The sequence below is a fragment of the Ancylobacter sp. FA202 genome, from assembly GCF_000380205.1.
Taxonomy (GTDB): Bacteria; Pseudomonadota; Alphaproteobacteria; order Rhizobiales; family Xanthobacteraceae; genus Ancylobacter.
Genome location: NZ_KB904818.1, coordinates 4,705,811 through 4,728,285, shown reverse-complemented (window position 1 = coordinate 4,728,285; position 22,475 = coordinate 4,705,811). Strand labels below are relative to the sequence as shown.

Below are 22,475 nucleotides of genomic sequence, written 5' to 3'. Positions count from 1 at the left end.
TATGTCTCTCACTCTCGCCGAGTTGATGAATGAACTGCCTCGTGATCCCGTCGAGGCCATGGCAGAGATCGTCGAACGCACCCGTGAAGCAGCCCGACGGGGGGAGATCGACGCCAGCATTCCAGTAATATTGCTGCGAAAATTTTCGCAGAAATTTGATGTTGGATTCGCGGTAAAATCCACTGGCTCGTGGGAGGAGGAGTTCGGTTTATTTGCACGTCGTATCGATGAGGCAATGGAGAGAAAAAAGGTTGTCGACATCGATCTGATGGCAGAGTCCGAATTGGAGAGGTGGCAATCTGAGATTGAAGAAGAGACGTTCGGGTTTGCTTCGCTGAATAACAGTGAAAAAGAACAGATCGTAATTCATATTGAAAAGATAAGATCGTTTGTTGACGAAAGCAATCTTTCCCCAAAGAAAAAAGATAAGATATTTGATAGACTTACATTGCTATATAATGAAATACTTCGTTCTAGAACGAAGACCGACGCGTTTTTTGCATTTCTGGCAGATCTGTCTTTTACTGCTGGAGAAATGGCGGAAAGGGCGAAGCCCGCTTTGGAAGAGTTCAAAGAGGTCTTGCGTATCGTGATGAAAAGTCGTGCTGATCAGGAGGGGGTTAAGCTCCCGAAGCAAGCCGACCTTCCCCAGTTGCCGGCCCCGAACGAGTCCGAGGACTGAGTCATGTCGATCGAAATCCTGATGCCGGCCCTGTCTCCCACCATGGAGAAGGGCAATCTGGCGAAATGGCTGAAGAAGGAGGGCGACAAGGTCGCCCCCGGCGACGTCATTGCCGAAATCGAGACCGACAAGGCCACGATGGAAGTCGAGGCCATCGACGAGGGCACGCTGGCGAAGATCCTGGTGCCGGAAGGCACCGCCGATGTGCCGGTGAACCAGCTCATCGCAGTGCTTGCCACCGAGGGCGAGGATGTGAAGGCGGTTGCCGCCGGCGGTGGGGCCGCTCCCGCCAAGGCGGAGGCGCCGAAGGAGGCGCCGAAGGAGGCGCCCACGGCTGAGGCCGCTCCGGCGGAAGCTCCCAAGGTCGATGCGCCGAAGGCAGAGGCCACCGCTGCGCCGGCCGCGTCGGCGCCAGCCGTCGCTCCCGCCGCATCCGGCGAGCGGGTCTTCGCGTCGCCGCTGGCCCGTCGCCTCGCCAAGGAAAAGGGCGTCGATCTTTCGGCGGTGAAGGGTTCCGGCCCGCATGGCCGCGTCGTCGCCGCCGATGTCGAGGCCGCCCCGGCCGGTGGCGCCGCCAAGGCCGCCGCCCCCGCTGCCGCCAAGCCGGCCGCCGCTGCCGCCGCACCGGCCGCCGCGCCGGTGTCGAACAGCGCGCTGCTGGAACAGGTGAAGGCCTATTACGAGCCCGGCACCTATGAGGAAATCCCGCTCGACGGCATGCGCCGCGTGATCGCCCAGCGCATGACTGAAGCCCGCCAGACGGTGCCCACCTTCTACCTCACCGTGGATTGCGACGTCGACGCGCTGCTGAAGCTGCGCGAGGAACTGAACAAGGCCGCCCCTGAAAAGGACGGCAAGGCCGCCTACAAGCTCTCGGTCAACGACTTTGTCATCAAGGCCTATGCGCTCGCCTTCCAGCAGGTGCCGGATGCCAACCAGGTGTGGGGCGGCGACCGCTACCTCAAGCTGAAGCATTCCGATATCGGCGTCGCGGTGGCGATCGATGGCGGCAAGGGCCTGCTCACCCCGATCATCCGCAAGGCCGAGACCAAGACCCTTTCCGCGATCTCCAACGAGACCCGCGAACTCGCCACCCGCGCCCGCAATAAGAAGCTGGCGCCGGCCGAATATCAGGGCGGCTCCTCGGCGATTTCCAATCTCGGCATGTTCGGGATCAAGGATTTCACCGCCATCATCAACCCGCCGCACGCCACCATCCTCGCGGTGGGGGCCAGTGAACAGCGGGCCGTGGTGAAGAAGGGCGAGCTGGCGGTGGCCACGGTCATGACCGTCACCATTTCCTGCGACCATCGCGTGATGGACGGCGCCATGGGCGCGCAGCTGATCGGCGCCTTTAAGGCGATCATCGAAAAGCCGATGTCGATGCTGGTCTGATCCTCGTCATGGCCGGGCTTGTCCCGGCCATCCACGTCTTTCGCACGGCGCGCCGGGCATTCCCCAGGCCGGCCTTGGCATGACGGAAGAATTCACATGGCGAACAACTACGACGTCCTCTTCATCGGTTCCGGCCCCGGCGGCTATGTCGGCGCCATCCGCGCCGCCCAGCTCGGCCTCAAGGTCGCGGTGGTGGAGCGCCAGTACATGGGCGGCATCTGCCCGAACTGGGGTTGCATCCCGGCCAAGGCGCTGCTGCGCTCGGCCGAGATCTTCCACTATATCGAGCACGCAAAGGATTACGGGCTCGTCGCCGAGAAGGCCGGGGTGGACATAGCGGGCGTGGTCAAGCGCTCGCGCGGCATCTCCGCCCAGATGAGCAACGGCGTCGCTTTCCTGCTGAAGAAGAACAAGGTCGACGTGATCTGGGGGCAGGCGACCCTCACCGCCCCCGGCAAGGTCACGGTCGCGGCCGCCACCGAGCCGGCGCCGAAGGGCGCCTTGCCGGTGGGCGAGTACACCGCCAAGAACATCGTCATCGCCACCGGCGCCCGCCCGCGCGCGCTGCCGGGCATCGAGCCGGACAGACGCCTGATCTGGACCTATTTCGAGGCGCTGGCCCCGGCCAGCGTGCCGAAGTCGCTGCTCATCATGGGCTCGGGCGCCATCGGCGTCGAATTCGCCACCTTCTACAAGACGATGGGCTCGGATGTGACCATCGTCGAGCTGCTGCCGCAGATTCTGCCCGTCGAGGATGCCGAGATCGCCGAGCATGCCCGCAAGCGTTTCGAGAAGCAGGGCATCAAGATCCTCACCGGCGCCAAGGTCTCGAAGGTGGTGAAGGGCGCGGACAACGTCACCGCCACGGTCGAGACGACCGACGGCAAGGTGCAGACCCTGACCGCCGACCGGCTGATCTCCGCCGTCGGCGTGGTCGGCAATATCGAGAATCTCGGCCTTGAGACGCTCGGCGTGAAGACCGATCGCGGCTGCGTGGTGGTGGACGGCCTGTGCCGCACCAATGTGCCCGGCGTCTGGGCGATCGGCGATGTCGCCGGCCCGCCCATGCTGGCGCACAAGGCCGAGCATGAGGGCGTGATCGCCGCCGAGGCCATCGCCGGCAAGCACGCCCACGCGATGGACAAGCTGATGATCCCCGGCTGCACCTATTGCATGCCGCAGATCGCCTCGGTCGGCCTCACCGAGGCGAAGGCCAAGGAAGCCGGCTTCGAGCTCAAGGTCGGCCGGTTCTCCTTCATCGGCAATGGCAAGGCGGTGGCGCTGGGCGAGCCCGACGGGCTGGTCAAGACCATTTTCGATGCCAAGACCGGGCGCCTGCTCGGCGCGCATCTGGTCGGCGCGGAAGTCACCGAACTTATCCAGGGCTTCGTGCTGGCGATGAATCTGGAAACCACCGAGGAAGAGCTGATCAACGCGGTCTTCCCGCACCCCACGGTTTCTGAAACGATGCATGAGAGCGTGCTCAGCGCCTATGGGCGCGCGATTCATATGTAGTCCGGGCGCTAAGCCCGGCGGCGGGAGCCTGCCATGGAAGCGGATACCTATGCGGCCCTGAACCAGCCGGGCGTCGGCTGGTTCACCATGATCATCATCGGCCTTCTCGCCGGCTACATCGCCGAGAAGGTGACGGACAGTGACCATGGGCTGTTTGCCAACCTTCTGTTCGGCCTGATCGGTGCCTTTCTCGGCAAATATCTCGCCGAGATGGCGGCGATCCCGGTCTTCGGCTTCTTCCGCACCCTGATCGCCGCCACGGTCGGCGCCATCATCGTGCTGTTCCTGTGGCGGAAGATTCGCGGGCGATAGGCGGTATCCGTGCCGCGCCATGCGCGCGGCACAAGGCGGATGCCTGCGGCGCCCCCTTTCGCCCGTCGGCCGTGAGGCTTAACTGTGGGGCAGGCGGCGTGTGCCGCGTGCCTCGAATGCAGCCAGCGGAACACCAATGGTCGTCGTTCTCAACACTCTCAACCGCGCTTTAGAGAAACCCCGCCACCCTGAGAAGGCGAAGCGGGCGGAAACGCCTGTTCTGAAGAAGCCGGACTGGATCCGCGTGCGCGCCCCCGGCACGCCCGGCTGGCAGGAGACGGCGGATATCGTCCGCGCCAACGGCCTCGTCACCGTGTGCGAGGAGGCGAGCTGCCCCAATATCGGTGAGTGCTGGCAGAAGAAGCACGCCACCTTCATGATCATGGGCGACACCTGCACCCGCGCCTGTGCCTTCTGCAATGTCCGCACCGGCATGCCCGGCCCGCTGGACCGCGACGAGCCGCAGAAGGTGGCGGACGCGGTGGCGAAGCTCGGGCTGGAGCATGTGGTCGTCACCTCGGTGGACCGCGACGATCTTGCCGACGGCGGCGCCGAGCATTTCGCCCGCACCATCCGCGCCATCCGCGCCACCAGCCCGAAAACCACCATCGAAATCCTCACCCCGGACTTCCTGCGCAAGGAGGGGGCGCTGGAGGTGGTGGTGGCGGCGCGTCCTGACGTGTTCAACCACAATCTGGAATGCGTGCCCTCGCTCTATCTCAAGGTGCGGCCGGGCGCCCGCTACTTCCATTCGCTGCGCCTCTTGCAGCGGGTGAAGGAGCTGGACCCGACCATCTTCACCAAGTCCGGCATCATGGTGGGGCTGGGCGAGGTGCGGCACGAAGTGCTGCAGTTGATGGACGATCTGCGCTCGGCCGAGATCGACTTCATGACGATCGGCCAGTACCTCCAGCCGACCCGCAAGCACCACCCCGTCATGGCCTTTGTGACGCCGGAGGACTTCAAGTCCTATGAGACGGTGGCCTATGCCAAGGGCTTCCTCATGGTCTCGTCGAGCCCGCTGACCCGCTCCTCGCACCATGCCGGCGAGGATTTCGCCCGGCTGCGCGCGGCGCGGGCCAGCAAGGTCGCGCTCGTTCCGTCCGTGGCGGCGGCGGTTCCTGCCTGACCATGCCGTCCTTCACCAACAAGCGGCGCGTGCGCCACTCCGCCACCGACATGTTCGAGCTGGTGGCGGATGTGGAGCGCTACCCGGAATTCGTGCCGCTGTGCGAGAGCCTGCATGTGCGCCGCCGGGTGGCGAGCGGGGAGGGGGTCGACATCCTCGTCGCCGATATGAGCGTTGCCTACAAGATGTTCCGCGAGAGCTTCACCAGCCGGGTGACGCTCGACCGGCCGCGGCTCTCCATCGTGGTGGAATATCTCGACGGGCCGTTCAGCCGGCTGGAGAATCGCTGGACCTTCCGGCCGCTGGCAGATGGCGGCTGCGACGTCGAGTTCTTCATCTCCTATGAATTTCGCTCGCGCACGCTCGGCCTGTTGATGGGGGCGATGTTCGACGCCGCCTTCCGCCGCTTCGCCCAGGCCTTCGAGGAGCGCGCCGACGAGGTCTATGGCCGTCGCGCCGTCGCGAGGTAGGGGGTCAGTCGCCGCCCGCCAGTTCCGCCAGCATGGCCAGTGCGGTGAGGACGGCCAGCCGCCGCACGCCGGCGCGGTCCTGGCCGGCGAACACCTCGCGGCGGGTGATCACCTTGCCCGAAGCGGTGCCGGCGGCGAAATGCACGAGGCCCACCGGCTTGTCGGCCGAGCCGCCGCCGGGGCCGGCAATGCCTGTTATGGAGACGCCGAGCGAGGTTTTTGCCGCCCGCAGCAGGCCGGCGACCATCTCGCGCGCCGTCTCCTCGCTCACCGCGCCATGCGCCGCCAGCGTCGCCGCCGAAACGCCCAGCATTTCCTGCTTGGCGTCGTTGGAATAGGTGACGAACCCGCGGTCCACCACGTCGGAGGAGCCGGCGATCTCGGTCAGCGCGCCGGCGACCAGGCCGCCGGTGCAGGATTCGGCGGTGGACACCGTCAGCCCGCGCGCCCGGCACAGATCGAGCACCCGGATCGCCTCTAATTCGATGGCTCGCTGCGCTTCATCCATGGCCGTCTCCTCAGTCGATCCAGGGCAGGCGGACGGTGGCGGCGGCCAGCGCGGCGATGCCCTCGCGCCGGCCGGTAAAGCCCAGGCGCTCGCTGGTCGTCGCCTTCACGCTGACGCGGGCCACCGCGATGTCGACAATCGCGGCGATCCGCTCGCGCATCGCCTCGCGGTGCGGGCCGATCTTCGGCGCCTCGCAGATCACCGTGGCATCGAGATGGGCGATGCGCCCGCCGGCCGCGCGCACCAGGGCGGCGGCATGGGCGAGAAACTGGTCGGAGGCCGCGCCCTTCCATTGCGGGTCGGAAGGCGGGAAATGATGGCCGATATCGCCGCTGCCGATGGTGCCGAGCAGGGCATCGGTCAGGGCGTGCAGCACCACATCGGCATCGGAGTGGCCGGCGAGGCCGAAATCATGCGCGATGCGCAGCCCGCCCAGCACCACATGGTCGCCCGGCCCGAAGGCGTGTACGTCGAAGCCGGTGGCGGTGCGGACATCGGCAAGCTCGGCCAGCAGGCGGCGTTCGGCGGTCACGAAATCCTCCGGCGTGGTGAGCTTGAAATTGGCGGGATCGCCGGGGAAGCAGGCGACGGCGTGCCCGGCGGCCTCCGCCACGGCCGCGTCGTCGGTCAGGTCGTCAGTCCCCGCCTGCGCCCGGTGCGCCGCCAGGATGAGGTCGTAGCGGAAGGCCTGCGGCGTCTGGACGCTGCGGACGGCGTTGCGGTCGGGGCCGGTGGCGAGGAAGCCGGGCGCGGCCACCGCCTTCAGCGTGTCGACCAGCGCCAGCGCCGGCACGGCGGCGCCCGCCGTCGCGGCCGTAGCTATGGCCTGCGCCACCAGCCGGGGCGAGACGAAGGGCCGCGCCGCGTCGTGGATCAACACCAGTTCGGGCGGGTCCTGCGTCAGCGCTTCAAGCCCGGCGCGCACCGAGGCCTGCCGCGTGGCGCCGCCCGCGACCGGCGGGAGCACGCCTTCAAGGCCGGCGAGGGCCTCGGCGCAGAGGGCAGCATGTTCGGGTGAAATGACCGGCAGCACATGGCGGATGCCTGCGTGGCCGAGAAAGCCGCGCAGCGTGTGGCGCAGCACCGGCACCCCGCCCAGCGGACGGTATTGCTTGGGCAATCCCTCGCCCGCCCGCAGGCCATTGCCTGCCGCCACCACGATCACGTCGGTCCGCATCGCCAAACGCATCCGCCCTTCCGCTGACTGCCGCTTCATCAGCGCAGACTTGCCCTGCCGGCTCGTTTAGCGCAAAAGCGGCACATATTTGCAAAAGATTTGACTTAAGCCCTTCGCATGGGTTGATGACGCGCTCGGCATGGCTATTATCTAGGCACCGCTGGTCGGGCTTATTTAATGTGCATCGAGTGATCGCCGCTTGACCCTTTGTTTTTCTCCCGTCGGCAATCTGCAGATCGGCACCGTGGCGGTGCCGGGGGCGGTCGTGCTCGCGCCGATGGCCGGCATCACCGACGCGCCGCTGCGGCGCATGGCCTTGCGCTACGGCGCTTCGCTGGCGGTGTCGGAAATGGTCGCCGCCGGCGCCTTCGAGACCGGGCATGAGGAAACCGTGCTGCGGGCGGAAGGAGCAGGGGTGGCGCTGCACGCCGTCCAGCTCGCCGGCAACGAGCCCGAATCGCTGGCCCGCGCCGCCCGTCTCGCGGAGGCCGCCGGCGCGGCGCTGATCGACATCAATATGGGCTGCCCGGCCAAGCGGGTGACCACCGGGCTGGCCGGCTCGGCGCTGCTGCGCGACCTCGACCTCGCGACCCGCCTCATCGCGGCGGTGGTGGGGGCGGTGAGCGTGCCGGTGACGCTGAAGACACGGCTCGGCTGGGACGGCGCGGCCACGGTGGCGCCGGAGCTCGCCCGCCGGGCCGAAACTATCGGCGTGCAGATGATCACCATTCACGGCCGCACACGCTGCCAGTTCTACACCGGCCGGGCCGATTGGGCGGCGATCCGCGCGGTCAAGGATGTGGTCTCGATCCCCGTGCTCGCCAATGGCGATCTGGTGGCGATCGAGGACGCGACCGCGATGCTCGCCGCGTCCGGCGCCGACGGGGTGATGATCGGCCGTGGCGCGCAGGGGCGTCCCTGGTTTCCCGGCCAGGTCGCCAGCTTCCTGCGCACCGGCCGGGCGCCGGCCGACCCGGCGCTGGCCGAGCAGCGCGACGTGCTGATCGAGCTCTATGAGGGCTGGCTGGGCCATTACGGGCGCGAGCTCGGCATGCGCTGCGCCCGCAAGCATATTGGCTGGTCGCTGGCTTCGGCCACAGCGAGCGCCGGCCGGTCCCCCGACGTCGCCGCCTCCTGGCGCCGGCAACTGCTTACCCTTGAGGATCCGGCGCGCGTCGTCACCGGAATCCGCGACGCCTATGACGACATTGGATGGAGAGAAGCTGCATGAGTTCGGTTTCCTCGCAACGACCTGGCCCGCGCGCGGGCAGCGCGACTGCGGAGGCCGTCGTGAATGCGCTGCCGCATCCAGTCATCACGGTGGCGGAAGACAATCGCCTGATCGATGCCAATGTGGCGGCGGAGGCGTTCTTCGAGGCCTCGCTGGCGGTTCTGGTGCGGCATCGCCTGCAGGAATTCGTGCCCTTCGGCAGCCCGATCCTGTCGCTGGTGGAACAGGTGCGCTCGCGCGGCGCCGCGGTGAACGAGTACCGGGTCGATCTCGGCACGCCGCGCAATGGCGGCGAGCGTATCGTCGACATCCATGTCGCGCCGCTGTCGGAAGTGGCGGGCCATGTCGTCATCATGCTGCAGGAGCGCACCATCGCCGACAAGATGGACCGGCAGCTCACCCATCGCGGCGCCGCCCGCTCGGTGACGGCGCTGGCCTCCATGCTGGCGCATGAGATCAAGAACCCGCTGTCCGGCATTCGCGGCGCGGCGCAGCTGCTGGAACTCTCCGCCAGCGACGACGACCGCTCGCTGACCCGGCTGATCACCGACGAGGCCGACCGCATCGTCAAGCTGGTCGACCGTATGGAGGTGTTCTCCGACGAGCGGCCGATCGAGCGCGAACCGGTCAACATCCACGCGGTGCTGGAGCATGTGCGCACGCTGGCCAGCACCGGGTTCGCCCGCACCATCCGCTTCATTGAGGAGTACGATCCCTCGCTGCCGCCGGTGCTGGCCAATCGCGACCAGCTGGTGCAGGTGTTCCTCAATCTGGTGAAGAACGCCGCCGAAGCCATTGGCGATTCGCCTGATGGCGAGATCCAGCTCACCACCGCCTTCCGCCCTGGCGTGCGGCTGATGATGCCCGGCGCCCCGGCGCGGGTGAGCCTGCCGCTGGAGTTCTGCGTGCGCGACAATGGCCCCGGCGTGCCGGAAGACCTGATGCCGCATCTGTTCGATCCCTTCGTCACCACCAAGCCGACCGGCACGGGCCTCGGCCTGGCGCTGGTGGCCAAGATCGTCGGCGACCATGGCGGCATCATCGAATGCGACAGCCAGCCCCGCCGCACCACCTTCCGTGTCCTCATGCCCATGTACCGCGCCAGTCGCGGTGACGAGAAGAGTTGAGAACCGCCATGCCGACGGGAAGTATCCTGGTTGCCGATGACGACGCTGCCATCCGCACCGTGCTCAATCAGGCGCTGTCGCGGGCGGGCTACGAGGTGCGCTCCTGCGGCAACGCGGCGACGCTCTGGCGCTGGGTCAGCCAGGGCGACGGCGACCTCGTCATCACCGATGTGGTGATGCCTGACGAGAACGCCTTCGACCTGCTGCCGCGCATCAAGAAGGTGCGCCCGGACCTGCCGGTCATCGTCATGAGCGCGCAGAACACCTTCATGACGGCGATCCGCGCCTCGGAGAAGGGCGCCTATGAATATCTGCCAAAGCCCTTCGACCTGAAGGAGTTGATCTCCATCGTCGGCCGGGCCCTGTCCGAGCCGAAGAAGCCGGAGAACGCGCTCAAAGGTCTGGGCGAGGATGCCGACAACATCCCGCTGGTCGGCCGCTCGCCGGCGATGCAGGACATCTACCGCGTGCTGGCGCGGCTGATGCAGACCGACCTCACGGTGATGATCGCCGGCGAGAGCGGCACCGGCAAGGAACTGGTGGCGCGGGCGCTGCACGACTATGGCAAGCGCCGCAACGGGCCGTTCGTCGCCATCAACATGGCGGCGATTCCGCGCGACCTGATCGAATCCGAGCTTTTCGGCCATGAGAAGGGGGCCTTCACCGGCGCCAATGCGCGCTCGGCCGGCCGCTTCGAGCAGGCGGAGAGCGGCACGCTGTTCCTCGATGAAATCGGCGACATGCCGATGGAAGCGCAGACTCGGCTGCTGCGCGTGCTGCAGCAGGGCGAATACACCACGGTCGGCGGGCGCACCGCGATCAAGACCGATGTGCGCATCGTCGCCGCCACCAACAAGGATCTGCGCATCCTCATCCAGCAGGGCCTGTTCCGGGAGGATCTGTTCTTCCGCCTCAACGTCGTGCCGCTGCGCCTTCCGCCGCTGCGCGAGCGGGCGGAGGACGTGCCGGACCTCGCCCGCCACTTCTTCCTGCAGGCCGAGCGCGAAGGGCTGCCGCGCAAGCAGATCGACGCCGCCGCGCTCGACCGGCTGAAGCGCTACCGCTGGCCGGGCAATGTGCGCGAGCTGGAAAACCTGATCCGCCGCCTCGCCGCGCTCTATCCGCAGGAAGTCATCACCGGCTCGATCATCGAGGCCGAGCTGTCGACGCCGATCTCGCCGCCGACGCCGGAGGAAAACGGCCAGGACGAGACGCTCTCCGCCTCGGTGGAGCGCCATCTCAACGCCTATTTCGGTGGCTTCGGCGAAAACCTGCCCCCGCCCGGCCTTTATCACCGCATTCTGAAGGATGTGGAGTATCCGCTGCTCTCCGCCGCGCTGGCGGCGACGCGCGGCAACCAGATCAAGGCGGCCGAACTTCTGGGCCTCAACCGCAACACGCTGCGCAAGAAAATCCGGGATTTGGACATCCAAATAATCCGCACCAGTCGGTGAGCGCCTTACGCCCTCGCGAATTAAGGCGGGGGCGGCTCGCCAATGTCACATTTTTGCACCAGTGTCGTATCACTGCATCAGTAGGGCGGGCTGATTCCCGCCGCCAACATGGTGATGGATGAGCGACGCTTCGACCGGCGGAACCGACAGGCAGGAAACGCTCGACCTCGGCGGGATGGGATTTCGATTCTCGCTCTGGGGTCTGGCGCCGCTGGCGGTGCTGCTGGCGCTTCTGATCGCGCTGGCCAGCTTCATCATCCTCATCGGCATCACCCCGCTGGTGCCCTCGCAGGACGTCATCGTCGTCGTCCTGTGCCTCAACGGACTTATGTCGCTGGTGCTGCTCGGCATCATCGGCCGCGAGGTGTGGCGCATCGTCAAGGCGCGCAAGCGCGGCCGGGCGGCGGCGCGGCTGCATGTGCGCGTCGTCGGCCTGTTCGGCGTGGTGGCGGTGGTGCCCGCGCTGCTGGTGGCGATTCTGGCCAGCATCACCCTCGACAAGGGGCTCGACCGCTGGTTCTCGGTCCGCACCCGCTCCATCGTCGACAATGCGGTGTCGGTCGCGCAGACCTATGTGCGCGAGCATGCCTATTCCATTCGCGGCGATGTGCTGGGCATGTCGCGCGACCTCCAGCGCATCCGCCCGCTCTGGGACCAGGACCGCAGCCGCTTCCGCCAGGCGCTGACCGCGCAGGCGGTGGTGCGTGGCCTGCCCGCCGCCATGATCATCGACAAGGACCTCCAGGTCATCGATCGCGCCACCATCCGTGTCGGCCGTGAATTCGTGGTGCCGGCCAATCTGGCGCTGAAGGACGCGACCGAAGAGCAGCCGCTGATCTATTTGCCGAACGATGCCGATTATGTCGGCGCGGTCATCCCGCTGAAGGATTTCGGCGACCTCTATCTCTATGTCGCGCGCTCGGTCGATCCGCGGGTGATCGAATATCTCAAGGAGACGCAGGCCGCCGTCGTCGACTACCGCAACCTCGAACAGCAGCGCGTGGGCGTGCAGGTGGCGTTCGCGGTGCTCTATGCGGTGATCTCGCTCACCGTGCTGCTCTGTGCCGTGTGGCTCGGCATCAATTTCGCCAACCGGCTGGTGGCGCCGATCCGCCGCCTGATCGGCGCCGCCGATCTCGTCGCCGCCGGCAATCTCTATGTCGAGGTGCCGGTGCGCCGCACCGAGGGCGACCTGTCGAGCCTGGCCGAGACCTTCAACAAGATGACGCAGGAACTGCGCACCCAGCGCGACGATCTCGTCCAGGCACGCGACCAGATCGACACCCGCCGCCGCTTCACCGAGGCGGTGCTCTCGGGCGTCGGCGCCGGCGTCATCGGCCTCGACCCGCAGGGGCGGATCTCGATCATCAACCGCCCGGCGGAAAAGCTGCTCGGCGTGGTAGAAGCCGATGTGCTCGGCAGTGAGTTCGGCACCGTGGTGCCGGAAGTCGCCTCCCTGCTCGCCCAGGCGATGCAGGCGGGCGAGCGCAGCGTGCAGGCCAATGCCACGCTGACCCGCAATGGCCGCGACCGGGTGATCGCGGTGCGCGTCACCACCGAGCAGTCGCGCGAGGCCGAGCATGGCTGGGTGGTCACGCTCGACGACATCACCGAGCTGGTGGTGGCCCAGCGCAGCTCCGCCTGGGCCGACGTCGCCCGGCGCATCGCCCATGAAATCAAGAACCCGCTCACCCCGATCCAGCTCTCCGCCGAGCGGCTGCGCCGGCGCTACGGCAAGGTGATCGGCGAGGACCGCGAGGTGTTCGACCAGTGCACGGAAACCATCATCCGCCAGGTCGGCGACATCGGCCGCATGGTGGACGAGTTCTCCTCCTTCGCCCGCATGCCCAAGCCGGTCGCCGAGGCGCAGGACATTGGCGAGACGGCGCGGCAGGTGGTCTTCCTCATGCGGGTCGGCAATCCCGACATCACGCTCGACCTCGACCTGCCTGAGACGCCGGTGATCGCTCGCTTCGACCGCCGGCTGATGTCGCAGGCGCTGACCAACATCATCAAGAACGCCACCGAGGCGCTGGCGGCGGTGCCGCCGGAAGAGCGCGCCGATCCGCCGCGCATCCAGGTAGCGGTGCATGCCGATGAGCGCATGGTGACGATCGACGTCATCGACAATGGCAAGGGCCTGCCGACCGAGAACCGGGCGCGGCTGCTGGAGCCTTATGTGACGACGCGCGAGAAGGGCACCGGGCTCGGCCTCGCGATCGTCGGAAAGATCATGGAAGAACATGGCGGCGGCATCGAGCTCGACGATGCCCCCCATGGGCGTGGCGCGTGGGTTCGCCTGCGTTTCGCGCGCGATGGCGGCCCGACGGCCGCCAATGACGGAAAAGGCAACGGCGGGGCCCCGACTGCCCGGCTGGTCGGCTAAGGAGAACTGACTTATGGCGACGGACATCCTGATCGTCGACGACGAAGCCGATATTCGCGGGCTGGTCGCGGGCATTCTGGAAGATGAGGGCTATGGCGCCCGCACCGCCAAGGACAGCGACGAGGCGCTGGCCGCCATCGAGGCGCGCCGCCCGCATCTGGTCTTCCTCGACATCTGGCTGGAACGCTCCAAGCTCGACGGGCTGCAACTGCTCGAACGGATCAAGAAGAACCACCCGGACGTGCCTGTTGTGATGATTTCCGGCCATGGCACGATCGAGACGGCGGTGGCGGCGATCAAGCAGGGCGCCTATGACTTCATCGAGAAGCCGTTCAATTCCGACCGCCTGATCCTTGTCGCCGACCGCGCGCTGGAAACGCTGCGGCTGAAGCGCGAGGTGCGCGACCTCAAGCAGCGCACCGCCGTGACGCAGCTGCTGGTCGGCAAGTCCTCGGTGATGAACCAGCTGCGCCAGGGCATCGAGCGCGTGGCGCCGACCAACAGCCGGATCATGATCGTCGGCCCCTCCGGCTCCGGCAAGGAGCTGGCCGCCCGGATGATCCACTCAGCTTCGCAGCGGGCCAATGGCCCCTTCGTCGTCATCAACGCCGCCGCCATCACCCCCGAGCGGATGGAGGTCGAGCTTTTCGGCGTCGAGATCGGGGAAGGGCAGGGCCGCCAGGTCGGCGCGCTGGAAGAGGCGCATGGCGGCACGCTGTTCATCGACGAGATCGCCGACATGCCGCGCGAGACCCAGAACCGCATCCTGCGGGTACTGGTCGACCAGAATTTCCTGCGGGTCGGCGGCACCACGCGCGTCTCGGTCGATGTCCGCATCATCTCGTCCACCGCGCGCAATCTGGAAAAGGAGATTGCCGAGGGGCGTTTCCGCGAGGACCTCTATCACCGCCTCGGCGTCGTACCGGTGCGCGTGCCCCCGCTCGCCGAGCGGCGCGAGGACGTGCCGGAACTGGTGGAGTTCTTCCTCGACCAGATTTCCCAGTCCACCGGCCTGCCGCGCCGGCGCGTCGCCGATGACGCCCTCGCCGTGCTGCAGTCGCATGACTGGCCGGGCAATGTCCGCCAGCTGCGCAACAATATCGAGCGCCTGCTCATCCTCGCCTCGGGCGACGCCGACGCGCCGGTCACGGCGGACATGCTGCCCCCCGATGTCGGCGCGCTGGTGCCGAGCCTGCCGAGCGGGGCGGGCGGCGAGCACCTGATGGGCCTGCCGCTGCGCGAGGCGCGCGAAGTGTTCGAGCGGGAATATCTGGTGGCGCAGATCAGCCGCTTCGGCGGCAACATCTCCCGCACCGCCGAATTCGTCGGCATGGAGCGCTCGGCGCTGCACCGCAAGCTGAAGGCGCTCGGCATCGGCTGAGCGCCCGGCGCGCACCGCAAGGAAGATGTGCGGCCCGGCCGCGCGGACGTCTCCGGGCGCGTGCGAACCTGCTATAGAGTGACTCGCGAGATGAGAGACGGGGGGTGCCGCAGGCGGCACCTTCCGATACCAGCGGGGTCGCCATGAAGGTCGTCATTTGCGGGGCGGGGCAGGTGGGGTTCGGCATTGCCGAGCGTCTGGCCGCGGAGCAGAACGACGTCTCGATCATCGACACCTCGCCGCGCCTGATCCAGGCCGTCACCGACACGCTCGACGTGCGCGGCTTCGTCGGCCACGGCTCGCATCCGGATGTGCTGGCCCGGGCGGGGCTGGAGGCGGCGGACATGCTGATCGCCGTCACCCTGCACGACGAAGTCAACATGATCGCCTGCCAGGTCGGCCACGCGCTGTTCGACGTGCCGACCAAGATCGCGCGGGTGCGGGCGCAGAGCTATCTCCAGGGCCACTGGCGCGACCTGTTCTCGCGCGACCACCTGCCGATCGACGTGGTGATCTCGCCGGAGCTCGAAGTGGGTGAGATGGTGCTGCGCCGCCTGTCGCTGCCGGGGGCGGTCGACACGGTGAGCTTCAACGACAGCAATGTCGTGGTGGTGGGCGTGCGCTGCCAGGAGGATTGCCCGGTCCTCGATACGCCGCTGCGTCAGCTCACCGATCTGTTCCCGGATCTGCGCGCCGTGGTGGTGGCGGTCTATCGCAACGGCAAGACCTTCGTGCCGCGCTCGACCGATTCGCTGCTGGCCGGCGATCTCGCCTATTTCGTCGCCCATACCGATCAGGTGAGCCGCACCCTGTCGATCTTCGGCCATGACGAGCCGCCGGCGCAACGCATCGTCATCGGCGGCGGCGGCAATATCGGGCTTTATGTCGCCCGCGAGCTGGAGCTGCGCAACCCGAAGGCGCGGGTGAAGATCATCGAGGATAACATTGGCCGCGCCGAGGAAATCGCCCAGCAGCTGACGCGCACCGTGGTGCTGCGCGGCAGCGCGCTCGACCGGGCGATCCTGGAGGAGGCCGCCGTCGGGGACGCCGACACGATGATCGCCGTCACCAATGACGACCGGGTCAACATCCTCTCCTGCCTGCTGTCGCGCGAACTCGGCGCCAAGCGCATGCTGTCGCTGCTGAATGATCCGGCCTACCCCGCCTTTGCGCGCGGGCTCGGCATCGACGCCTATGTGAATCCGCGCCAGATCACCGTGTCGAAGATTCTGCAATATGTTCGCAAGGGCCGCATTCGCGGGGTCCACTCCCTGCTGAACGGCGCCGGCGAGGTGATCGAGGCGGAGGCGCTGGAGACGTCGCCTTTGGTCGGCAAGCCGCTGCGCCAGCTCGACATCTTCGACGGCATGCGGATCGGCGCCGTCATTCGCGGCGGCCGGGTGATGCTGCCGCGCGGCGATACCGTGATCCAGGCGCGCGACCGGGTGGTGATGTTCGCGCTCGCCGATAAGGTGAAGCGGGTCGAGCAGCTGTTCCGGGTGAGCCTTGAGTTCTTCTGAGAGAGGCCGACGCCCATGATCGCGGTCGCCCGCCACAGCGCACAGACGGCCGGGGTCATGGCCGGCTTCCTGCTGCTCTCGGCGCTGGTGTCGCTGTTCCGCCGCGAGCCCGGCGCCGATGTGTTCCTGATGACGGCGCTGCTGACCGTGTTCGGCGCCGGCGCGGTGTTTCTCGCCGTGCGCAACCGGCCCGGACGGCTCGACCGGCTGGCGGCCTATGGGCTTCTGCTCGTGCTCTGGGTCGGCGTGCCGATCATCGCCGCCGTGCCCATCGCGGCGACGACGACGCTGTCGCCGATGCATGCCTGGCTGGAGGCCGTGTCGGCCTTCACCACCACCGGCCCGGTGCAGATCCATGATCTTGAGAACGTGCCGCGCGCGACACTGGGCTGGCTGCTGACGCTGCAGTGGGCTGGCGGCCTGCTCACCCTGGTCGGCTTCGTCGCGGTGCTCGGCCCGGCCGGCATGGGCGGCCTGCCGGACCGCAGTGCCCGCGCCAATTTGCTGGCGGCAACCCAGCAGACCACGCTGGACGACGCGCTGCGGCTGGTGCTGCCGGTCTATCTCGGCGCCACCCTCCTGTGCACCTTCGTGCTGTTCTTGCTCGGTATGCGGCTGTTCGAGGCGCTCGGCTTCGCCGGCGCGGCGCTGTCCACTGGCGGCCTGCTGCCCGATGCGGACGGCATTGCCGGCTATGGCCATCTCGGCGTCAAGGCGGTGATGATCGTCTTCATGCTGGTGGGAGGAACGAGCATATTGTGGCAGCGCATGCTGCTCACACGACGCTTTCGCATGGCGCTGGGACAATATGAAAACATTGTTCTTTTTGCCCTTTGCCTTGGGCTCGGCATCGCCGCGGCGGCCATCGGTTTCCGCAGCCCGGAGGGCAGCCTTTCGCTGCCCTTCGCGCTGGGGGACGGGCTGTTCACCGCCGTCTCCCTCGTCACCACGACCGGCATCGAGCCGCATGGCGGCGCCTTTGCCAGCCTGCCGGTGACGCTGGTTCTGGCGGTGGTGTTCATCGGTGGCGCCAGCTTCTCCACCACCGGCGGCATCAAGATCTACCGCGCCGGGGTGATGGTGCTGCAGAGCCTGCGCGAGCTGGAGCGGCTGGTGCATCCCAGCGCCGTGCATCCGCGCCGGCTCGGGCAGCAGAATGTGACGCTGCAGATGATGAAGGCGATCTGGATCATGTTCGGCGTCGCCTGCACGGTGATCGGCGCGCTGACCGTGGCGCTCGCCCCGGCCATGCCGAGCTTCGAGGCGGCGTTCATCGCGGTGCTCTCGGCGCTGAGCAATATCGGCCCGGTCTATGCCGCGAACTGGCAGCCGCAGGTGAATTGGCCGGAATGGGGCGCGCTGCCGACCTATGCGCAGCTTATACTGGCGCTCGCCATGATTCTCGGTCGGCTGGAGATTCTCGTTGTGCTGGGCTTGGCGAATTTTGCCCTGTGGCGGCGCTAATAAAGTCATTGGAATCAAAGCACTGTCGCCCGGACTTCGTGCATAAAACGAGCAGATATCAGCCGAAAATGAAGCGGGCCCACGGGGACGGACGATGTCGCGCATTGCCTATGTGAACGGTGCTTATGTGGCGCATGCCGAGGCGGGCGTGCATGTCGAGGATCGTGGCTACCAGTTCGGCGATGGCGTCTATGAGGTGTGCGAGGTGCGCGGCGGCCACATGGTGGATGAGCGCCGCCACATGGCGCGGCTGGTGCGCTCGCTGGGCGAACTGCGCATCCGCCTGCCGATGTCGCTCGCCGCGCTCGGCGTCGTGCTGCGCCAGACCATCGCCCGCAACCGGGTGCGCGACGGGCTGGTCTATCTGCAGGTGACGCGCGGCGTGGCCCGGCGCGACCATTATTTCCCTGATGCCGCGACGCCGCCCTCGCTGGTGGTGACGGCCCGCTCGATCGACCCGGCCAAGGGCGAGGCCGTGGCGGGGCAGGGGATCGCCGTCATCACCGTGCCGGATAATCGCTGGGAGCGGGTCGACATCAAGACCATCGGCCTCCTGCCCAATGTGCTCGCGAAGGAAGCGGCCAAGCAGGCCGGCGCGCGCGAGGCCTGGTTCGTCGACGCCGCCGGCCATGTCACCGAGGGCGGTTCGACCAACGCCTGGATCGTCACCCCGGAGGGAAGGCTCGTCACCCGCCCGGCGGAAAGCGGCATCCTGCGCGGCATCACCCGCACCGTGATGCTGGAGGTGGCGGAAAAGCTGCAATTACGGGTCGAGGAGCGCCCCTTCACGGTGGCGGAAGCGCTGGGCGCGCGCGAGGCCTTCGTCACCTCCGCCACCAATTTCGCCACGCCGGTGGTGCGAATCGACGGGCAGGACATCGGCGATGGCCGGCCCGGCCCGGTGACGCGCGCGCTGCGCGAGACCTTCCACCGGGTTGCCGAGATCGCCCGCTGAAGCGGGAAATTGTACCCGGCCGGCACCCGTCTTGCGGGCGGGCGCGCACGGAAAGACCTTGCCAAGCGCCGCCAACTTGGCGAAAGCATCTTGCGCGCCAGTCATGCTATGCCATGTTTGGGGCGCACGTCTTCATGCTCGCCCGCTCCCGGACGGGGCGCAGAGGTGAAGGCGACCGCGCCGACCTACGAGCAACAACAAACAAACGGATTAAAAAACCATGGCCGCGGAACGTTCGCAGAACCTCCAGGACACCTTTCTCAACCACGTCCGCAAGAACAAGACGCCGCTCACCATCTTCCTGGTCAATGGCGTGAAGCTCCAGGGAGTCGTCACCTGGTTCGATAATTTCTGCGTGCTTCTGCGTCGCGACGGCCATTCGCAGCTGGTCTACAAGCACGCCATTTCGACCATCATGCCCGGCCATCCGGTTCAGCTGTTCGAGCCCGACGAGACTGGCGAGAAGGGTTGATCTTGGAGCCTAAGGCCTCCCGCAAGTCGCCCGCCGGCCGCGCTGCCGGCCTGCCTGTCGAGCACGAAACCGCTGGCGACGCCACCCGCGTGGTGGTGATCGTCCCGCACCTGACCCGTCGCGGGGGCGGGGAGGAGGGGCTGCGTCGCTCGCCCGAAGCGCGGCTCGACGAGGCGATCGGCCTCGTGCTGGCCATCGATCTCAAGCTCGTCGGCAGCGCGCTGGTGGGCTTGTCGCAGGTGCGCCCGGCGACCTATCTCGGCAGCGGCAAGGTCGAGGAGATCGCCGAGCTGGTGAAGGCAGAGGAGGCGGGGCTGGTCTTTGTCGACGCCCCGCTCAGCCCGGTGCAGCAGCGCAACCTTGAAAAGGCGTTCGCCGCCAAGGTGATCGACCGCACTGCTCTCATTCTGGAAATCTTCGGCCAACGTGCCCGCACCAAGGAAGGCGTGCTGCAGGTCGAGCTTGCCCATCTGAACTACCAGCGCAGCCGGCTGGTTCGCTCCTGGACCCATCTGGAGCGCCAGCGCGGCGGCTTCGGCTTTCTCGGCGGCCCAGGCGAAACCCAGATCGAGGCCGACCGCCGGCTCATCGGCGAGCGCATCGTCAAGATCGAGCGCGAGCTGGAGCAGGTGAAGCGCACCCGCGCCTTGCACCGCGCCAGCCGCAAGAAGGTGCCCTATCCCGTCGTGGCGCTGGTGGGCTACACCAATGCCGGCAAGTCGACGCTGTTCAACCGGCTGACCCGCTCCGACGTGATGGCGCAGGACCTGCTCTTCGCCACGCTCGACCCGACCTTGCGGGCGGTGCAGCTTCCCACCGGCGACAAGGTGATCCTGTCCGACACGGTCGGCTTCATCTCCGATCTGCCGACCCAGCTCGTCGCCGCCTTCCGGGCGACGCTGGAGGAGGTGATCGAGGCTGATCTGATCCTGCACGTGCGGGACATGTCGCATGAGGATGCCGACGCGCAGGCGCATGACGTGAAGGGCGTGCTCAGCGATCTCGACATCGACCCCGAGGACGATCACCGCGTCATCGAGGTCTGGAACAAGATCGACCGGCTTGAGCCGGAGGCAAGGGCCGGCCTGTTCAACACTGCCGCCCGCCGCGAGGGCGATGCGCGGCCGATCCCGGTGTCGGCGCTGACCGGTGAGGGCATGGAGCCGCTGCTCGCCACCATTTCGCAGCGGCTTTCGCGCGAGCGGGTCAGCCTCGCCATCGATCTCGACGCCGCCGATGGCGGCAATCTGAGCTGGCTCTACCGGCACAGCGAAGTGCTGGAGCGCCGCGAGGACGGGGAGGGGCGTCTGCATCTGGCGGTGCGCGTGCCGCCCGACCGTGCCGAGCAGATCGAACGCCGCTTCGGCGCCCGGCGGATCAAGGGGACAGGCGAGGGGGGCTGAACGCCCCGCATAATACCGCGACCGGAGCGTCATCCCGGACGGCCAAAGGTCGATCCGGGATAGCCGGCCGTACCGGCACCACCTGCGCAATCCCGCCTCTGCGCGGCGCTCAGTCGGGATGACGCACCGAGCGCATGCGAGGGCAGGGCACCCCACCGCCCTACTCCTTCGGCGCCGCCGTCTTCGCCTCCTGCCAGAGCGCCTCCATCTCAATGAGGCTCGCATCTGAAGGCGTGCGACCCGCCTCGGCGAGCTGGTCCTCGATAAAGCCGAAGCGGCGGACGAATTTCTCGTTGGTGCCGCGCAGCGCGGCCTCGGGGTCGACATCGAGATGGCGGGCGAGGTTCGCCAGCGCGAACAGCAGGTCGCCGACTTCTTGCCCCGCCGCCTTGCGATCGCCCGCGACGATCTCGGCTTCCACCTCGTCGATCTCCTCGCGGATCTTGTCGAGCACCGGGCGCACCTCCGGCCAGTCGAAGCCGACTTTGGCCGCCTTGTGCTGCAGCTTCACCGCGCGGGTGAGGGCAGGGGCGCCGGCCGGCACCCCGTCCAGCGTCCGGCCCTGCTCCGGCTCCGGCGGCAATCCCCGCGCCTGCCGGCGCTCCGCCCGCTGCGCCTTCTCCTGCGCTTTGATCGTGTCCCACGCCACATTGACCGCCGCCACGTCGCGGCCCTGCGCGTCGGCGAACACATGCGGGTGGCGGCGGATCATCTTGGCGGTGATGGCCGCGACCACGGCACCGAAATCGAAGGCGCCGCGCTCCTGCGCCATGCGGGCGTGGAACACCACCTGCAGCAGCAGGTCGCCCAGCTCGTCGCACAGATCGTCGAGGTCGCCGCGGGCGATGGCATCCGCCACCTCATAGGCTTCCTCGATCGTGTAGGGGGCGATGGTGGCGAAGTCCTGCGCCAGGTCCCACGGGCAGCCGGTCTCCGGCGTGCGCAGCGCTTCCATGATGTCCAGCAGGCGGTGAATGTCGCGGGAGGGCGTCAAAATGCCGGTTCTCCGATTCGCAGAAGACATATTATGGAAAATACTCGGATGGTTTCAAAGATCGCGGCGTGCGAACGTCCGTTCGTAACCTATTGATCTGTAAGGATTTTAAGTCCGTCATGGGCGGCGGTCACGCCAGCCGGCAGCTCGCGCATCAGCGTGGCGTAGTCGAGGTCGGTGTGCAAATTGGTCAGCACCGCCCGGCGCGGCTTCATTCGCTCGATCCAGGCCAGCGCCTCGCTGAGCGACAGATGCGTCGGGTGCGGCTTGGGCCGCAGCGCGTCGATGATCCAGACATCGAGCTCGGCCAGATACGGCAGGCTTTCCTCCGGCAGGTCGTGCAGGTCACTGGAATAAGCGAGGCCGCCGATGCGGAAGCCGTAGGAGATGATGCTGCCGTGAAACTGCCGGAAGGCCGTGGCCTCGATCGGCCCGCCGGGCCCGTCGACGCGGATGGTGTCGCCGGCGTGGAAGCGGTGCTCGGTGAGGATCGGCGGGTAGTCGCTGCCCGGCGGCGTTTCGAAGCAATAGCCGAAGCGCTGGTGCAGCATCGCCGACGTCTCGGGATCGATATGCACGTCGATGCGGCGCCGGTGCAGGATGGTTAGCGGGCGCAGATCGTCGATGCCATGGGTGTGGTCGGCATGCTCATGGGTGAACAGCACCGCGTCGAGCCGGTCGACCCCGGCATCGATCAGTTGCTCGCGCAGATCCGGCGAGGTGTCGATCAGCACCCGCGTTGGCTGGGCCCCGCCCGGCGCGAAGCGCTCCACCAGCATGGAACAGCGGCGGCGGCGGTTGCGTGGCTCGTTGGGGTCGCACACCCCCCATCCCTGCCCGACTCGCGGCACCCCGCCGGAGGAACCGCAGCCGAGAATGGTGAAGGTGAACGCCATGGCG

20 protein-coding genes are annotated in these 22,475 nt (G+C 67.3%); 16 read left to right on the top strand and 4 right to left on the bottom strand.

Annotated elements, in window-relative coordinates:
• The first annotated feature begins 1 nt into the window (after position 1).
• The 6 genes from A3M1_RS0122030 (at position 2) to A3M1_RS0122005 (ending at position 5,503) form a co-directional block, all read left to right on the top strand.
• A complete protein-coding gene (locus A3M1_RS0122030; protein WP_018391152.1) occupies positions 2–682 on the top strand; it encodes a hypothetical protein in 681 nt (226 codons plus the stop codon).
• Positions 683–685: 3 nt separating this feature from the next.
• Positions 686–2,077 carry a pyruvate dehydrogenase complex dihydrolipoamide acetyltransferase gene (locus tag A3M1_RS0122025; RefSeq protein ID WP_018391151.1) on the top strand — a complete coding sequence of 464 codons (1,392 nt, stop codon included), beginning with the start codon at positions 686–688 and terminating at the stop codon, positions 2,075–2,077.
• A gap of 96 nt (positions 2,078–2,173) precedes the next feature.
• Positions 2,174–3,592 carry a dihydrolipoyl dehydrogenase gene (gene lpdA / locus A3M1_RS0122020; RefSeq protein WP_018391150.1) on the top strand — a complete coding sequence of 473 codons (1,419 nt, stop codon included), beginning with the start codon at positions 2,174–2,176 and terminating at the stop codon, positions 3,590–3,592.
• Between the two features lie 33 nt (positions 3,593–3,625).
• Entirely contained in the window at positions 3,626–3,904 is a 279-nt protein-coding gene (locus A3M1_RS0122015) for a GlsB/YeaQ/YmgE family stress response membrane protein (protein WP_018391149.1), read from the top strand.
• Between the two features lie 136 nt (positions 3,905–4,040).
• Positions 4,041–5,033, top strand: coding sequence for a lipoyl synthase (gene lipA, locus A3M1_RS0122010; RefSeq protein WP_018391148.1), 993 nt, complete (start codon positions 4,041–4,043; stop codon positions 5,031–5,033).
• A gap of 2 nt (positions 5,034–5,035) precedes the next feature.
• Positions 5,036–5,503, top strand: a complete 468-nt coding sequence (locus A3M1_RS0122005) for a type II toxin-antitoxin system RatA family toxin (RefSeq protein WP_018391147.1) — start codon at positions 5,036–5,038, stop codon at positions 5,501–5,503.
• 4 nt (positions 5,504–5,507) lie between these two features.
• Here the strand turns inward: A3M1_RS0122005 and A3M1_RS0122000 are convergent, their stop codons facing one another.
• Together A3M1_RS0122000 and A3M1_RS0121995 are read right to left on the bottom strand one after the other, a co-directional pair.
• Positions 5,508–6,011 carry a CinA family protein gene (locus A3M1_RS0122000; protein WP_018391146.1) on the bottom strand — a complete coding sequence of 168 codons (504 nt, stop codon included), beginning with the start codon at positions 6,009–6,011 and terminating at the stop codon, positions 5,508–5,510.
• 10 nt (positions 6,012–6,021) lie between these two features.
• Positions 6,022–7,200, bottom strand: coding sequence for a bifunctional 2-C-methyl-D-erythritol 4-phosphate cytidylyltransferase/2-C-methyl-D-erythritol 2,4-cyclodiphosphate synthase (locus A3M1_RS0121995; RefSeq protein WP_018391145.1), 1,179 nt, complete (start codon positions 7,198–7,200; stop codon positions 6,022–6,024).
• A 187-nt stretch (positions 7,201–7,387) separates the two neighbouring features.
• Between A3M1_RS0121995 and dusB the strand changes: the two genes are divergently transcribed.
• The 10 genes from dusB (at position 7,388) to hflX (ending at position 20,581) form a co-directional block, all read left to right on the top strand.
• Positions 7,388–8,419 (top strand): tRNA dihydrouridine synthase DusB, encoded by a 1,032-nt coding sequence (dusB, locus tag A3M1_RS0121990; RefSeq protein WP_018391144.1) that lies wholly within the window; start codon positions 7,388–7,390, stop codon positions 8,417–8,419.
• Positions 8,416–9,546 (top strand): nitrogen regulation protein NR(II), encoded by a 1,131-nt coding sequence (locus A3M1_RS0121985; protein ID WP_018391143.1) that lies wholly within the window; start codon positions 8,416–8,418, stop codon positions 9,544–9,546. The genes dusB and A3M1_RS0121985 overlap by 4 nt, the downstream gene beginning before the upstream one ends.
• An 8-nt stretch (positions 9,547–9,554) precedes the next feature.
• Positions 9,555–11,000, top strand: a complete 1,446-nt coding sequence (ntrC, locus tag A3M1_RS0121980; protein WP_018391142.1) for a nitrogen regulation protein NR(I) — start codon at positions 9,555–9,557, stop codon at positions 10,998–11,000.
• Positions 11,001–11,118: 118 nt separating this feature from the next.
• Positions 11,119–13,386 carry a PAS domain-containing sensor histidine kinase gene (locus A3M1_RS0121975; protein WP_018391141.1) on the top strand — a complete coding sequence of 756 codons (2,268 nt, stop codon included), beginning with the start codon at positions 11,119–11,121 and terminating at the stop codon, positions 13,384–13,386.
• 13 nt (positions 13,387–13,399) lie between these two features.
• Positions 13,400–14,767 carry a sigma-54 dependent transcriptional regulator gene (locus tag A3M1_RS0121970; protein ID WP_018391140.1) on the top strand — a complete coding sequence of 456 codons (1,368 nt, stop codon included), beginning with the start codon at positions 13,400–13,402 and terminating at the stop codon, positions 14,765–14,767.
• Between the two features lie 143 nt (positions 14,768–14,910).
• Positions 14,911–16,287: a Trk system potassium transporter TrkA gene (trkA, locus tag A3M1_RS0121965; protein ID WP_026221450.1), complete on the top strand. Its 1,377-nt coding sequence runs from the start codon at positions 14,911–14,913 to the stop codon at positions 16,285–16,287.
• A gap of 15 nt (positions 16,288–16,302) precedes the next feature.
• Positions 16,303–17,751 (top strand): TrkH family potassium uptake protein, encoded by a 1,449-nt coding sequence (locus A3M1_RS0121960; protein WP_018391138.1) that lies wholly within the window; start codon positions 16,303–16,305, stop codon positions 17,749–17,751.
• Between the two features lie 94 nt (positions 17,752–17,845).
• Positions 17,846–18,706 carry a D-amino-acid transaminase gene (locus tag A3M1_RS0121955; RefSeq protein ID WP_018391137.1) on the top strand — a complete coding sequence of 287 codons (861 nt, stop codon included), beginning with the start codon at positions 17,846–17,848 and terminating at the stop codon, positions 18,704–18,706.
• A gap of 220 nt (positions 18,707–18,926) precedes the next feature.
• Complete coding sequence (gene hfq / locus A3M1_RS0121950) at positions 18,927–19,178, top strand: RNA chaperone Hfq (protein WP_013166585.1); 252 nt, start codon at positions 18,927–18,929, stop codon at positions 19,176–19,178.
• Entirely contained in the window at positions 19,175–20,581 is a 1,407-nt protein-coding gene (gene hflX / locus A3M1_RS0121945) for a GTPase HflX (protein WP_018391136.1), read from the top strand. The genes hfq and hflX overlap by 4 nt, the downstream gene beginning before the upstream one ends.
• A gap of 160 nt (positions 20,582–20,741) precedes the next feature.
• On the opposite strand, the gene mazG is transcribed toward hflX, so the two are convergent.
• Both mazG and A3M1_RS0121935 read right to left on the bottom strand, forming a co-directional pair.
• Positions 20,742–21,575 carry a nucleoside triphosphate pyrophosphohydrolase gene (mazG, locus tag A3M1_RS0121940; RefSeq protein WP_018391135.1) on the bottom strand — a complete coding sequence of 278 codons (834 nt, stop codon included), beginning with the start codon at positions 21,573–21,575 and terminating at the stop codon, positions 20,742–20,744.
• Between the two features lie 89 nt (positions 21,576–21,664).
• Entirely contained in the window at positions 21,665–22,471 is an 807-nt protein-coding gene (locus tag A3M1_RS0121935; protein WP_018391134.1) for an MBL fold metallo-hydrolase, read from the bottom strand.
• Positions 22,472–22,475: the final 4 nt, after the last annotated feature.

Coding starts and splice junctions, on each gene's coding strand:
- A3M1_RS0121970 (WP_018391140.1), top strand. CDS start 13,400: ATGGCGACGGACATCCTGATCGTCGACGACGAAGCCGATATTCGCGGG.
- A3M1_RS0122005 (WP_018391147.1), top strand. CDS start 5,036: ATGCCGTCCTTCACCAACAAGCGGCGCGTGCGCCACTCCGCCACCGAC.
- A3M1_RS0121985 (WP_018391143.1), top strand. CDS start 8,416: ATGAGTTCGGTTTCCTCGCAACGACCTGGCCCGCGCGCGGGCAGCGCG.
- trkA (WP_026221450.1), top strand. CDS start 14,911: ATGAAGGTCGTCATTTGCGGGGCGGGGCAGGTGGGGTTCGGCATTGCC.
- A3M1_RS0121975 (WP_018391141.1), top strand. CDS start 11,119: ATGAGCGACGCTTCGACCGGCGGAACCGACAGGCAGGAAACGCTCGAC.
- A3M1_RS0122015 (WP_018391149.1), top strand. CDS start 3,626: ATGGAAGCGGATACCTATGCGGCCCTGAACCAGCCGGGCGTCGGCTGG.
- A3M1_RS0121935 (WP_018391134.1), bottom strand. CDS start 22,471: ATGGCGTTCACCTTCACCATTCTCGGCTGCGGTTCCTCCGGCGGGGTG.
- hfq (WP_013166585.1), top strand. CDS start 18,927: ATGGCCGCGGAACGTTCGCAGAACCTCCAGGACACCTTTCTCAACCAC.
- A3M1_RS0121955 (WP_018391137.1), top strand. CDS start 17,846: ATGTCGCGCATTGCCTATGTGAACGGTGCTTATGTGGCGCATGCCGAG.
- A3M1_RS0122030 (WP_018391152.1), top strand. CDS start 2: ATGTCTCTCACTCTCGCCGAGTTGATGAATGAACTGCCTCGTGATCCC.
- A3M1_RS0122025 (WP_018391151.1), top strand. CDS start 686: ATGTCGATCGAAATCCTGATGCCGGCCCTGTCTCCCACCATGGAGAAG.
- A3M1_RS0121995 (WP_018391145.1), bottom strand. CDS start 7,200: ATGCGTTTGGCGATGCGGACCGACGTGATCGTGGTGGCGGCAGGCAAT.
- A3M1_RS0121960 (WP_018391138.1), top strand. CDS start 16,303: ATGATCGCGGTCGCCCGCCACAGCGCACAGACGGCCGGGGTCATGGCC.
- lipA (WP_018391148.1), top strand. CDS start 4,041: ATGGTCGTCGTTCTCAACACTCTCAACCGCGCTTTAGAGAAACCCCGC.
- ntrC (WP_018391142.1), top strand. CDS start 9,555: ATGCCGACGGGAAGTATCCTGGTTGCCGATGACGACGCTGCCATCCGC.
- A3M1_RS0122000 (WP_018391146.1), bottom strand. CDS start 6,011: ATGGATGAAGCGCAGCGAGCCATCGAATTAGAGGCGATCCGGGTGCTC.
- lpdA (WP_018391150.1), top strand. CDS start 2,174: ATGGCGAACAACTACGACGTCCTCTTCATCGGTTCCGGCCCCGGCGGC.